We start from the raw sequence: 12,391 nt of genomic DNA, 5'->3' as shown, positions 1-12,391 counted from the left end.
ATTACTCATCCTCGCTATGAATGACTTCTTTATTAAATAGATAATCTCCATTCGATTCAATCACTTTATGGTACCAGTCAAAACTCTTCTTTTTATATCTTTTCATCGTTCCTGTCATATCATCATAATAATCAACAAAGATAAAGCCCCAACGTTTTTCCATTTTACCTGTTGAACCGCTAACAAAATCCATTACAGCCCAATTTGTATACGCAATAACTTCTACACCATCACCGATTGCTTTGTTTAGCTCTAATAGATAGTCACGTAAACTGTCGATTCTATAATCGTCAATAACCGTTAACTCTCCATTTTCATCTTCTTCTGGTTCCTCAATCTTAGAAAAACCATTTTCAACAATCATTTGTGGTAAGTGATAACGATCGTGAACGATATTTAGAATATGTCTTAATCCAATCGGATCAATTTTCCATCCCCATTCGTTTTCTTCAAGTTCTGGATTTCGTAAACCACTGATAACATTAACGTCTTTATCTGAAATATCTTCATAATCGTGTCTAGCTACTCCACTGTTGTAATAGCTATAAGCTACAAAGTCTACTGTGTGATCTTTAATGAGTTGTAGCTCTTCTTTTGTAATATCTAATTGTAAATTCTTTTCTTTTACTTCTTTAATTTTATAGTCAGGATATTCTCCAAAAGCATGAACATCCGTAAAGAATAACATCTCACGCGTCTCGAAAAAGGCTTGTAGAGCATCTTCAGGTTTAGGCGTTAATGGATAAATCGGTCCAATCGTTGTCGTACAACCTAACTGCAATTCAGGATTAATTTCTTTAGCAATCTTAATTGCTTCTGAATTCGCTACAAATCTATTATGAAATACCTGGAAATGAAGCGATTCATCCATTGTACTCGGATCTTGAGTTACTCCTGCTGAGAAAAGAGGCATCTCATCAGATATATTCACCTCATTAAAGGTCAACCAATATTTAACTTTATGGTGATACCTCTCAATAATCGTACGAACATATTTTTTGTAGTATTCAATGACCTTTTTATTCGCAAAGCCATTGTAATGATCCGCTAAATAGAGAGGTATTTCTCCAGAATGAGTAATTGTTACGATTGGCTCAATTCCGTAAGATAATAATTCATCGAATAAATCATCATAAAATTGCAAACCTGCTTCGTTCGGCTCTTCTTCAATTCCATTTGGATAGATTCTAGTCCATGCAATCGATGTACGAAATGCCTTCAATCCTAACTCTGCAAAAAGAGCAACATCTTCTTTATATCTGTCATAAAACTCTATTGCTCGATGCTTCAAATTTCCTGGTTCCGGATGCTTTGTACGCCCTTGTCTTGTACCATTAGGCACTACATCAGCAACTGCCGGTCCTTTACCATCTCTATCCCATGCTCCTTCAAAATGATATGCTGCTGCCGCACTTCCAAAAAGAAAACCATCCGGAAAATTATTCCGTTCAACCATTTTACATTCTCCTTTATTTTAAAATGTTATTAGAAAAACTATGGATTATTTAAGGTTTATAGATATCCATTAAAAACTCTAAGATATCTTTTAACAAAATTGTCGTCATTAAATGATCTTGACCGTGTACAAAGATGAATCCCAATTCAACTTCTTCTCCGCCTGCTTCTTTTGCTAACAATTGAGTTTGGCTATTATGGGCTAAGTTTAGACTAGCATTTCCTTCTTCAATTAATTGTTTGACTTCTTCTTTACTTTCTCCATTTTTAACTTTTTGAATTGCTTCTATGAAATTTGATCTTGCTTCTCCTGAATACGCGACAATTTCAAAACCAATCCTTGCTACTTGTTCTTTGTCCATTATATACATCTCCCCACATCTATTCGTTTTGTTTGTTTAATGTTCGTTACAAACAATATAAACCGTTTTCATATGTTTGTCAAGGCTAAACATCTATTTAACATAATTACTTTAAACAGTTGACATCCTTGCCTCATATTTGTATTATAACCTCAAACAGCTTATGCTCGATTCAAACATTTAATTGTTTGTTTATCACTGTAAAGTCGATTGGAGGTACAGGAATGATTAAAGAGCGTCGTCACAGAATGATTTTGCAACTATTAGATGAAAAAAATGCCGTGAAAGTTTCCGATTTAGTCGAAACACTCAACGTAACAGATATGACTATTCGAAGAGATTTACAAGAACTAGAGGACGAGAACCTTCTTATAAGGACACACGGAGGGGCTCGTAAAACTGAAAATCAAACTTTACCATTTCTAGAGTTGAGTCATCAAACAAAAAGAGAAATTAATCCGGATGAAAAGAATGAAATCGCTCAATTGATCGCCTCAAATATCCATGATAACGAAACAGTATTTCTAGGATCGGGTTCTACAATTGAATTGGTTTATGATTATCTGGATTTAAATCATGCGAAAATTATTACAAATTCAATATACGTCTTTGACAAGTTCAAATACGATGAAAGATACGAATTGATATTAACGGGTGGAACCTATCGCTCTAAAACAGGCTCATTCACCGGCACAATAGCAAATGATTTTATTTCTACTATTAATGTAGAAAAATCATTTATAGGGGTTAATGCTTTAAATGAGTATTCTCTATACAATGCAAATGAAGATGAGGGTGTTATCCAGCGTTCCATTTTAAAGAACTCTCGTAAAAAATATGTCATTGCAGACTTTGAAAAATTCGACAAAGTGGATTTTTATCAATTTTACGACTTAAGAGATATCGATTATTTAATTACAGATAGTAAAGTGCCTCAAGAGACGAAAGACAAATATTCCAAGTGGGTACAAATAATTAATTAAAAACGAAAAATGGAGGAAAAAATATGAACTTATATTTATCTGCTGATAAGGATGGCCAAGAATTAAAAGAGATTCTTGAAGCCTACTTAGTAGAAGAAGATTTCCAAGTCATCGATCTAACAGAGTCTCCTGCAGAAGACTTTGTCGAATCTGCTAATCTAATTGTCCAAAAATTAAAAAAAGATGAAGAAGGATTAGGAATCGCCATAGATGCCTATGGTGCGGGAAGCTTCATGGCCGCTAACAAATATAAAGGAATCGTAGCTGCTGAAGTTTCAGATGAATGGTCTGCTTACATGACTAGAAGACATAACAATGCTCGTATTATTACATTAGGTAGTCAAATTGTTGGAACGGAACTTGCGAAAACTACTGCTAAAGCATTTGTGACTGCGGATTATGACGGTGGACGTCACCAAATCCGTGTCGATATGCTCAACGCTATGTGCTAGGGAGGATTTAAAAGATGAAAATTGCAATTGGTTGTGATCACATTGTTACAGATTTGAAAATTGCTGTAGCGGATCATTTTAGAGAATTAGGTCATGAAGTTATGGATGTTGGAACTTACGGTTTTGTCCGTACACACTATCCTATCTATGGTAAAAAAGTTGGCGAACTCGTTGCTTCAGGTGAAGCAGATTATGGCGTAGTGATTTGTGGAACAGGTGTCGGAATTTCTAACGCTGCAAACAAAGTACCAGGCGTTCGAGTGGCTCATGTGCGCGATATGACAACGGCTTTATACGCTCGCCGTGAATTAGATGCAAACGTGATTGGTTTCGGCGGTAAAATTACGGGCGAACACCTCATTCGTGAAACGGTTGATGCTTTTATTCACGAAGAATACCAACCCACTCCTGAAAACGAAAAACTCATTGAAAAAATTAATCAATTAGATGAAGGAATTACTTCCACTAAAGAAAACACAGACGAACAATTTGATGAATACTTAGAAAAATGGGACCAAGGATTTTATAATGACGAGGAGTAGAAAAATGTTACAACTAACTCATAATAAAAAAGATGCATTAGACCGCTTATCTTCAACAGACGGAAAATTTTATGCATTAGCCATTGATCAACGTGGTGCAATGAACAGAATGTTTGATGATTTAGGTATTGAAGCAACTACTGAAGATATTCAAGCCTTAAAAAAAGGTGTATCTGAAGAATTAACACCCTACGCTTCATCCATTTTATTAGACCCAGAATATGGTTTACCTGGTGCAAAAGTACGCCATGAAAAGGCAGGTTTGCTTTTAGCCTATGAACAAACAGGTTTCGATCCGGATCAACCGGGACGCCAACCCCGTTTAATTGAAGATTTATCAGTTGCTCGTATAGTCGAAGAAGGATCAGACGGTGTAAAGCTACTATTATACTACGACGTTGATGAGAGCGATGAAATTAATGACAAGAAGAAAGCCTTTGTTGAACGTGTAGGGAGTGAATGTGTGGGCAAAGATGTTCCTCATTTCTTAGAAATCTTAACGTATGATGCTAACATGGAAGATACGAAATCCGCATAATATGCAAAAGTTAAACCGCACAAAGTGAATGAAGCGATAATTGAATTCTCTAAACCACAATACAATGTGGACGTTTTAAAGGTGGAAACACCCGTAAACATGAACTTTGTTGGAGGTTACTCAGAAGGTGAAGTTGTTCACACTAAAGAAGAAGCGGCTAAATACTTTAAAGAGCAAGACGAAGCCACTCACTTGCCTTTTATTTTCTTAAGTGCAGGGGTAAGTGCTGAGTTATTTATGAGGACCTTAGAATTTGCTCAAGAAGCCGGTTCGACATTTAACGGTGTGTTATGTGGACGCGCAACTTGGAAAGGTGTGGTTGAACCGTTTGCTACAGAAGGTGAAGATGCCGCTAAAGAATGGTTACGTACCGAAGGTAAAGAAAACATCACTAAATTAAATAAAGTCATTGTCCGCACAGCAACTTCTTGGCACGATATTATAGAAGTAGAATAAATATTTATTATAAAGGCCACTCAATTCATTGAGTGTCTTTTTTACGGTTCTTTGTCAATTGGGTTGATAATAATATCTAGAGGATACAGTCAATCTGTATTCTCTTTTTTAGATTTGAAAAATAAATACTTATGGATAAAATATTAGAGTAGTGCGGTTCATTTTTTATAAGCCCCTGATTTTGAATCGGTGACCTTTAGACTTTCAGCAAGAAAAATCGTGACTAGATTATAACTAGGACTAAAAAATGAACCAGCGACCTCCAAATACTTGGCTTCTCCAACAACATCACAATGAGCGCCAATCTCCCCACCTGTCAAGTGTCCTGACTTTAACAATCCAAAATCCGTCGCCTTGTTGATTCAGCTAACACTTTAAATATTTCTTAAAATCCCATCCGCACTCCTCTTTTCTAAGCAATCTTATTTATATTTATTTAGCTATTTTTTATCTATTTATTTGTCACAATGGGCGATAATGTTAAATCACCAAAAGTTTCTTTTACTTCTTCTAAAATAGCTGTAAATGTAAATTCACTTTCATTTTTATTAATAGAAAAAGTAATTGGTTCATCATCTGTATCAGGTTCATTTAGGGTTATGTTATCTTCTTCTTCATCTATTGAATAATTAAAACCTCGTTGAAATAAGTTTGAATTAAAAGTAACCGTACTTTCGCTGAAACTAGCTGTATAAGCTTCTCCATTTGTTGAAACAACATTCCAATTGTTTTCTTGAAGTTCATCTTGTATAGACTGACTGCAACCTGCTAAAGCAAAAGAGAATAGCAAGATGAAAAGTCCTGTGAATATTTTTTTCATAATTGTTCTCCTTTGCTTGGCTTGTTCGATTTCTGTTTTGATCATTGGAATGTTATCAACGCTCATGATCAGACCGCCTTGCTTATTTAGTCCGAGTGCTTTGCGTTCCTTTTGGTATTCCAACGTCGAGATCCGTCCCTCTTGTGCTTCTATTTCACGAAGAAGAGTTCTAGCCTTATCTTCCAGCTGCTCTTGCCTATTAAAAAAAGACCGACCATTTGCTTTGTCATTCATCGGTTGCCCGTTTGTTTGTGCTTGATGGTCAAAAACTCTTGAGTTATGGTTCCGACTCAATTATTGTTACTAAAAATATGGGCTATAAAATAAATGTTTGTGTGAAAATAAGTAAATAAACTTTATACAATGACAGATGATAACCATATTTAAGCTGAGCAAATAATTGAATAAATACAGAAAATAAATAAATATATTTTTATTAAACTTTCAATTTATAAACTATAGTATAATTAAAAAAACGTGTTTTTAAGGAGGCGTACATATGTTAATTGTTGAGACTAAAGAACAGTTAAAGAAAGCTAAAAAAGAAAAGCAAGAAGAATTTATAGTTATAGGAGAGCTAGCACAAAAGTTATACAAAACAAGAAAAATATCTAACTTAAGCGAAAAAGCAGCAATTGGCCTAACTATAGCTTTTGGGGTAGGAGCAGCAGCAACGCCATTTACAGGCGGTTTATCACTAGGAGCAACAGGAGCAGTGGCAACAGCTGCCACTACGACAGTAGGAGGGGCTCAAGTAGTATACGTGGCTATGTCTATAGGAGGCATTTTACTTTTATTTGCCCTTTATAAAGATTACGACGTTGATTTTGAAGTTAGCGCTGATAGAACAGTTAGAGTCAAATGTACCAAAAAATAAAAATACTTTTATTATTTATCAGACACTTATAATCGACATACATAAAATGTTAGGAATTAAATAATTTATATACCTATTTTGGGATACCCTATATAATTAGATGATTATACTTGTGTCTTTTTTGTTATTTTTTCTTTAAAATGCTCTATTAAATATTGTTTACATAATGCAAATTAATAATAAACGTAAATTTCAAGTTTAAGTTAGCCACTTGTAGTTACTCTGTTTTACGTTTTAATATCTAGCTATCGAACTGTAATGAGTCCTGTTTGTTAAAAATTCACGAATCAAGTGGCCATACGTTCTTGTTGGAATGCTTTCACGAAACAGTCATGTGGTGTTTGATAATCTAAGATTCTTCTAGGATAGTCATTCATCCATTGTTGAATTCGTAAGCATTGAGCTTCGTTCACATCAGTCATCGGCTTCCCTTTGGGAAGGAAACGGCGAATCAATTTATGCTGGTTCTCGCTTGTCCCGCGTTCCCATGAAGTATAAGGATGACTAAAATAGACATCCACTACATCTTGCAAGGCTTCGTGCAGTCCTGTGAATTCAGATCCATTGTCGGAGGTTACCGTTTTAAACAGGCAGCTAAAGTGTTCACCAGCACGCTCTCGCAATACATGAACTGCCTGGTCAACTGAATGAGCGTCTTTTCCATTCAATTTTAAGATGACTTCAAAACGTGTTTGCCTTTCGGCTAACATCAGTAAAACGGCATCTGATTTCACCTTGTTTCCTACAACAGTATCGATTTCCCAATGGCCGAATGTTTCTCGAGTTCCGATGATTTCTGGACGCTCGTCTATGGATTTTCCTAATATGCGCTTGTTAAGATTCGATTTATGATTCTGTTTTTTTATTTTGCGAGACAGCTTTTCGAGCAAGTCTAAGTTCGTTGTTTTCATGATGCCTCGATCAATCCACTGATAAAGAGTGGTGGTGCAAGGAATGATTGAAGGATTGAACAATCCCTGATTTAAGGCAAAACCAATTACAACATCTGGGGACCACTTTTCATGGATCATCTTGTCATCAGCCCAGTTAGTAAAAGCATCTGTATCGGCCCATTTGGGCCGTCTACCAGAGTTCAGACGCTCTTTATCGTAGTGAGATTGTCCTGCGTCAGCGCTATAAACAGAGTCATAATAGTCATACACTTTGCCATTTTGATTTTGGCGTTTTAATTGTGTAACTGTCCCTCTTTTGATTTCATTATGGATGGTTTGTGGAGCTCGCTCAATAACTCCAGAAATCTGTCGGTTTGAATAGCCTTCTTTTTTTAGAACCTCTATTTGGCAGCGTTCCGCATAAGAAAGGTGTTTTCCCTTACGTGAATCTATGTTATTCTTAGTTTGCGTCATGTGAATTCATCCTTGTCTATTGAGAGTTAGTGGTAACTTCAATATAACATGAAATTCACATGGCGTTTTTTAGTTAGCGGTGGCTAACTTCATTATATAATCCACCAAAAGAACTTATGGAAACAATCGATATATCTCAAGCTACTTTTTCCAAACTTTTACGTGGAGGTATGCCTAGTGAAGATGATAAAAATGCCTCTTTTAATTTACAAAAAGTAATTTCATGGCGAAATAGTCAAAACCAGTCAGATATCGAACAACTAATTATCGGTGAAGAATACAACAACAAAGAAATCGCTGAAGCTTTCAAGTGTTCAACGCAAGGAGGTATGCGTAGATCTCATACTAGTAACTCTTTAGTACTCTTTTCAGATCACTCAGGAAATTCAGTATATGAAGACATGTGGATCGACGATATCTTACACTATACTGGTATGGGATTAAAAGGCGATCAAACACTTGAAAAAACACAAAATAAAATTCTGGCCAATTCGAATAAAAATCGTGTAAAAGTTTTCTTGTTCGAAACACACCAACCGACTATACATACTTATTTAGGTCAAGTAGTTTTAACTGACGATCCTTATACTATTCAAGAGAAAGATAGTAAAGGCAATTTGCGACTAGTATACAAATTTCCTCTTAAAAAATTAGCCAGTAACTTCAGTATTAGCAAAGACACTATTGAAAAATCAGAACGCGAAAAAGAAAAAAAGATTAAAGTATTAACTCCTAAAGAAATAGCTGAAAAGGCAAAACTAATTAGCGATACAAACAAAGATCTATATGAAAAACGCATAAGTAAAGACAAGACTACTCGAGGATATCGTTACACGAAAAAGAAAGAGTTTATAAGAGATCCTTTTATCGCTACATATGTTAAGGATATTGCAAAAGGTATCTGCCAGTTGTGTGAGCAAGTAGCCCCCTTTGAAAAAGAAGGTAAGCCCTTTTTACATTCACATCATATAGAATACCTTTCAAACGGTGGATTAGACACCATTGAAAATTGTATCGCTGTATGTCCAAATTGCCATGCTCGTATTCATGAACTCGAAGATATTAAAGACAAAGAGAAATTATTAAAAAAAGTCTCTGAACGAAGCTAATGTAAAAAAACTATTTTAAGTTCTTTTCACACATGGTTTTGCCTTGCTTAGAGTTTGAAATAACCTTAGAATCGTTCTCTTTATGTTCAAAAAAACAAAAAAAGCAGAATTTTTCAGAAAAAAATGAAATACTCTGCTTTTACTACTTTATGTTTCTTTCGAACCTCTGTATAACATGTATATAATTAAAGACCACATCTTTAATTCATTCTCTGTTCTTTTTACTACCTACTTTGATTATACACCTTAAAAGTATCCATCTTGTTCTTGAATTAAATTAATAAGATCTTCATCAAAAGCGATTATCATAGAATAGGGCTTATCTATGCCGCTTTCTAAATCAATATTGGTATGCAATTGTAATCCAACAGCTACATTATCCCATAATATAGTGCGAGAATAAGAAGTCATGTTCTCTGCAATATTAGTAGTATCAGCATTTAATGGATCTGAATAACCGCTTAAATCCGTGATATTTAATTCTTCAAATACTTGCTCGACTTCACTTTTATATAAATTACTCAGTGCTACAAGGTATATGTACCCATCATTATCTACTAACACCTTCTTATGGTCACCTATAGAAAGTGTCTCTGATACATCATCTCGGCTATTGTCAGAGACAATCTCATCTTCTATATAAAAGAATTCTTTTATAAACTCTGCTGTTTCATAAGGTCTACTTGGATCAAATCCACCTACTCCTATATTTAAAGACTGCTTACCATCAACTCCGCCTGAATCAATACTAGTTTCTAAAGAATCAGATGATTTATCACTACTATGCTCAGTAGATACTTGAGTTTCATTGACCTTTTCATTACTAGTAGATTCTGTATTACTACAACCATATAAAAAAAATATTAAAGAAAGAAATAATATCTTTTTCATGTAATCCCTCCTGTTTCTTATATCGCCGATTGTAAAATTAGTCTAGACAAATAAACAAGCTATTTGTGATACATTCAAAATGTAATTCCAACTAGAGAAAACATAGGCGCCGTCACGAATGACCTACACACATATTACCACGGATGAACTGGTGATGATAGAGTCTTACTACCATCAAAACATCAAAATCTTGAAAATTACTGAGTACCTGAAACGATCTCGAACACCGGTTTATAACGCCATTAACTTATTAAATAAGGCCATAGGATCTTAAATACTACCAACAATGCAAAGAAAATAAGAAAAATATATTAAGAGCAATAAAATGTAATTGTCTTATTTATTACCTGCTATTCAGTTTTTTCCCTATTATAAAAATAACCCTTTCGGTTTCTCAAATCCTTCTTCAAGTAATTGTTCTTATATTTAATTTAGAAAAAACCAAAATCTTTAAAAGAAAACCAATGTCTATCACTAACTATGATATGTCCAAAACTTCAATTCCTAATATGCTCCCTGCCTCTACTACTCTTTCCGTAAAATACAAATCAGCTTGTGAAGGTTCTAAATTTCCACTGGGATGGGCAATATTGGAATTTAGTCTACCTTGAAAGACACGGTGTATCGCATTTATTCCATTCTGAGAATCTAAAACAACTAATAGTACCACTTCATGAGCCTCGTCTCCTATTTCAATTATTCCAATTTGAGAAGCCAAATAAGTTGAAGTTATTTTCACTTGGTATTCAACTGGTTTTTCAATTGCTACTTGTTTTACCTTAGTAATTTCAATAATTTTATTTTGTACGTTCAGTTTATTGCACCCCTCAGTTCAATTATCAACATATTTCTCTTTTGCTGAAGAGTACTTTGGATCTAACTAACTAATTCATTATGTAAATATACGTTCTTAATTTCGAATTCTGTTTTTTTATCCCTAATTATTTTATTTAAGGACAAGATTTTTATCCTTTTGATCATATAAGTTTGTGCAGATGACAATTAAAATTTATCAAACATGAAGTTGCACACAAATAATTCAACTGCTTGAATGTAAATGATCAAATAATGTATGTACGCTAATGTAAAAAGATTATTTTAGGGTCTTTTCACATATGGTTATATGGTTATCTTGCTTATAATTTGAAATTACCTTAGAATCGTTTTCTTTACTTCCATAAAAATAAAAAAAGCAGAGAATTTCAGTTTGTCTGAAATTCTCTGCCTTCTCTATTTTATATTCCTATTTGAAACTAAAATATCTTGTTTAATAATCAAATTTTTTCCAGATAGACGTAAATCTTATCAAGGTTAAACGTTCTATTATTTGTATGGATATCTGGGAACTTATTTGGGGAAAATAAATAAGTATAACTCTTCTAAAAGTGTGTCTTTTAAAAAAGGTTTCATTGCTAAATCAAATTCTTTTTTACTTTTATAACTATCACTATATTTTAAATCATACAACATAGATATCACTTTATTTCTAGGAATATCAAAACTGATATTCCTTTTTTTGAAATTTGGATAGATATGGTAAAATTCTTTAATTCGTTGTTCTTTTTCTTGTCTTTCTCTTAATTCCTGTCTTTTTCTCCATTCTACTGCTTCTTTTTCATACTCTTTTTCTCTTTTCACCTTATTTTCCAGATATTGTTGTTGCCTTTCTTCAGGTGAAATATATACTATTTCTCCACTATTTTGAAACTTTTCAGGCAGAAACAAATTGATATTGATAAGTAAACTTCTAGTTTCACTAGGTGTTAAAAAAGCACGCTCATAGCATTTCTTCAGCCATTCTCTTTTTTGAGGTTTTATTCCACCTATATACCATTCTAAAATCATTGGATATAAGTATGTATCATAACCTGGAATACCAAATTCCCCATCTGTGTCTTTTGCAATTAAAGCATGCAAAATTAAGTGTTCGAATAGATCACAATAAACTAATTGCTCTTTCTTTTGTAATTCAAATGGGTATTTATTATTAGAAATATACTCCTTGTTAGATAAATTTAGATGTTTATTTTCAGCGATATGATGACAATATAAACCTTCAGAAGTTCTTTTATAATTTCCTGGCGCAATTGATTTGATTTGCTTTCTTAAGAATTTTTTGTAGGATTTTTCTCTAAAATAATCATCTTTGCTTGGTCCATATTTATTTAACGCCAATTGTAAAATTAAGCTAGACAAATAAAAAAGAGAAACTGTTGTAAACAAGTACACTAGTTTCTCTTCGGTTTTATTCAATATAATTTCTTTTATCCTTAATATCTTCTAACATTTCAATAGTTTCTTCAATTTTAGGAAGAATTTCTTCGTACCAAGACAATCTTTTCCTACGGATTAAAACACCTACAGCATGTGGCCTTGGATCAATTTCCTCCCAATAGGATTGTCGATCCAATACGACTTTTTTAAGATCCTCAAAATACTCTTTAACTTCAACTGCACTTACTTCCATTACAACAACATCTCCTTTTATTATTTTGCAATAAAAAAAGCGCCACTTAGTAATTAAGAAGTGTTCGCCTGA

13 protein-coding genes and 2 pseudogenes are annotated in these 12,391 nt (G+C 33.8%); 7 read left to right on the top strand and 8 right to left on the bottom strand.

All coding sequences use genetic code 11. The features are described 5' to 3' along the window. Position 1 precedes the first annotated feature (1 nt). Complete coding sequence (locus ACEN4L_RS10065; protein WP_407097563.1) at positions 2-1,456, bottom strand: glycoside hydrolase family 1 protein; 1,455 nt, start codon at positions 1,454-1,456, stop codon at positions 2-4. Between the two features lie 49 nt (positions 1,457-1,505). Continuing rightward, positions 1,506-1,817, bottom strand: a complete 312-nt coding sequence (locus ACEN4L_RS10060) for a PTS lactose/cellobiose transporter subunit IIA (protein ID WP_029451375.1) — start codon at positions 1,815-1,817, stop codon at positions 1,506-1,508. A gap of 224 nt (positions 1,818-2,041) precedes the next feature. On the opposite strand from ACEN4L_RS10060, the gene ACEN4L_RS10055 reads away from it, so the two are divergent. The 4 genes and pseudogenes from ACEN4L_RS10055 to lacD all read left to right on the top strand — a co-directional run bounded on the left by ACEN4L_RS10055 (position 2,042) and on the right by lacD (position 4,788). Further along, positions 2,042-2,800: a DeoR/GlpR family DNA-binding transcription regulator gene (locus ACEN4L_RS10055; protein ID WP_407097564.1), complete on the top strand. Its 759-nt coding sequence runs from the start codon at positions 2,042-2,044 to the stop codon at positions 2,798-2,800. A 23-nt stretch (positions 2,801-2,823) separates the two neighbouring features. Next, a complete protein-coding gene (lacA, locus tag ACEN4L_RS10050; protein WP_087057217.1) occupies positions 2,824-3,252 on the top strand; it encodes a galactose-6-phosphate isomerase subunit LacA in 429 nt (142 codons plus the stop codon). Positions 3,253-3,266: 14 nt separating this feature from the next. Then, positions 3,267-3,794, top strand: coding sequence for a galactose-6-phosphate isomerase subunit LacB (gene lacB / locus ACEN4L_RS10045; protein ID WP_087057218.1), 528 nt, complete (start codon positions 3,267-3,269; stop codon positions 3,792-3,794). Positions 3,795-3,798: 4 nt separating this feature from the next. Beyond that, a pseudogene (gene lacD / locus ACEN4L_RS10040) lies at positions 3,799-4,788 on the top strand (tagatose-bisphosphate aldolase). Positions 4,789-5,239: 451 nt separating this feature from the next. On the opposite strand, the gene ACEN4L_RS10035 reads toward lacD, so the two are convergent. Beyond that, a complete protein-coding gene (locus ACEN4L_RS10035) occupies positions 5,240-5,842 on the bottom strand; it encodes a hypothetical protein (protein WP_407097565.1) in 603 nt (200 codons plus the stop codon). Positions 5,843-6,107: 265 nt separating this feature from the next. On the opposite strand from ACEN4L_RS10035, the gene ACEN4L_RS10030 reads away from it, so the two are divergent. Beyond that, a complete protein-coding gene (locus ACEN4L_RS10030) occupies positions 6,108-6,485 on the top strand; it encodes a hypothetical protein (protein WP_407097566.1) in 378 nt (125 codons plus the stop codon). A 287-nt stretch (positions 6,486-6,772) separates the two neighbouring features. Here ACEN4L_RS10030 and ACEN4L_RS10025 read toward each other — a convergent pair whose 3' ends face one another. Continuing rightward, a complete protein-coding gene (locus tag ACEN4L_RS10025; protein WP_407097567.1) occupies positions 6,773-7,852 on the bottom strand; it encodes an IS30 family transposase in 1,080 nt (359 codons plus the stop codon). Between the two features lie 116 nt (positions 7,853-7,968). Between ACEN4L_RS10025 and ACEN4L_RS10020 the strand changes: the two genes are divergently transcribed. Beyond that, positions 7,969-8,961 (top strand): HNH endonuclease, encoded by a 993-nt coding sequence (locus ACEN4L_RS10020; RefSeq protein ID WP_407097568.1) that lies wholly within the window; start codon positions 7,969-7,971, stop codon positions 8,959-8,961. Positions 8,962-9,207: 246 nt separating this feature from the next. Here ACEN4L_RS10020 and ACEN4L_RS10015 read toward each other — a convergent pair whose 3' ends face one another. Then, a complete protein-coding gene (locus tag ACEN4L_RS10015; protein ID WP_407097569.1) occupies positions 9,208-9,852 on the bottom strand; it encodes a hypothetical protein in 645 nt (214 codons plus the stop codon). Between the two features lie 118 nt (positions 9,853-9,970). Here ACEN4L_RS10015 and ACEN4L_RS10010 point away from each other — a divergent pair. Further along, positions 9,971-10,157: pseudogene (locus ACEN4L_RS10010) on the top strand (IS30 family transposase); the annotation flags it as partial. A 173-nt stretch (positions 10,158-10,330) separates the two neighbouring features. Here ACEN4L_RS10010 and ACEN4L_RS10005 read toward each other — a convergent pair. From ACEN4L_RS10005 to ACEN4L_RS09995, 3 genes are all read right to left on the bottom strand, one after another. Next, a complete protein-coding gene (locus ACEN4L_RS10005) occupies positions 10,331-10,591 on the bottom strand; it encodes a JAB domain-containing protein (protein ID WP_407097570.1) in 261 nt (86 codons plus the stop codon). A 608-nt stretch (positions 10,592-11,199) separates the two neighbouring features. Continuing rightward, complete coding sequence (locus ACEN4L_RS10000) at positions 11,200-12,105, bottom strand: hypothetical protein (protein ID WP_407097571.1); 906 nt, start codon at positions 12,103-12,105, stop codon at positions 11,200-11,202. After that, complete coding sequence (locus ACEN4L_RS09995) at positions 12,098-12,319, bottom strand: hypothetical protein (protein ID WP_230523995.1); 222 nt, start codon at positions 12,317-12,319, stop codon at positions 12,098-12,100. Before ACEN4L_RS09995 ends, ACEN4L_RS10000 begins: the two co-directional genes overlap by 8 nt. Positions 12,320-12,391 lie beyond the last annotated feature (72 nt).

The sequence above is a fragment of the Desemzia sp. FAM 23988 genome (genome assembly GCF_045528365.1).
In the GTDB taxonomy this organism is placed as follows: Bacteria; Bacillota; Bacilli; order Lactobacillales; family Carnobacteriaceae; genus Desemzia.
The sequence above is the reverse complement of the archived record's forward strand: the minus strand, read 5'-3'. Positions and strand labels throughout refer to the sequence as shown.

What these genes read in the sequence shown, in the direction of transcription:
- ACEN4L_RS10025 (WP_407097567.1), bottom strand. Translation starts at nt 7,852, where the DNA reads ATGACGCAAACTAAGAATAACATAGATTCACGTAAGGGAAAACACCTT.
- ACEN4L_RS10055 (WP_407097564.1), top strand. Translation starts at nt 2,042, where the DNA reads ATGATTAAAGAGCGTCGTCACAGAATGATTTTGCAACTATTAGATGAA.
- ACEN4L_RS10065 (WP_407097563.1), bottom strand. Translation starts at nt 1,456, where the DNA reads ATGGTTGAACGGAATAATTTTCCGGATGGTTTTCTTTTTGGAAGTGCG.
- ACEN4L_RS10035 (WP_407097565.1), bottom strand. Translation starts at nt 5,842, where the DNA reads ATGAATGACAAAGCAAATGGTCGGTCTTTTTTTAATAGGCAAGAGCAG.
- ACEN4L_RS10060 (WP_029451375.1), bottom strand. Translation starts at nt 1,817, where the DNA reads ATGGACAAAGAACAAGTAGCAAGGATTGGTTTTGAAATTGTCGCGTAT.
- ACEN4L_RS09995 (WP_230523995.1), bottom strand. Translation starts at nt 12,319, where the DNA reads ATGGAAGTAAGTGCAGTTGAAGTTAAAGAGTATTTTGAGGATCTTAAA.
- lacB (WP_087057218.1), top strand. Translation starts at nt 3,267, where the DNA reads ATGAAAATTGCAATTGGTTGTGATCACATTGTTACAGATTTGAAAATT.
- ACEN4L_RS10030 (WP_407097566.1), top strand. Translation starts at nt 6,108, where the DNA reads ATGTTAATTGTTGAGACTAAAGAACAGTTAAAGAAAGCTAAAAAAGAA.
- ACEN4L_RS10020 (WP_407097568.1), top strand. Translation starts at nt 7,969, where the DNA reads ATGGAAACAATCGATATATCTCAAGCTACTTTTTCCAAACTTTTACGT.
- ACEN4L_RS10015 (WP_407097569.1), bottom strand. Translation starts at nt 9,852, where the DNA reads ATGAAAAAGATATTATTTCTTTCTTTAATATTTTTTTTATATGGTTGT.
- lacA (WP_087057217.1), top strand. Translation starts at nt 2,824, where the DNA reads ATGAACTTATATTTATCTGCTGATAAGGATGGCCAAGAATTAAAAGAG.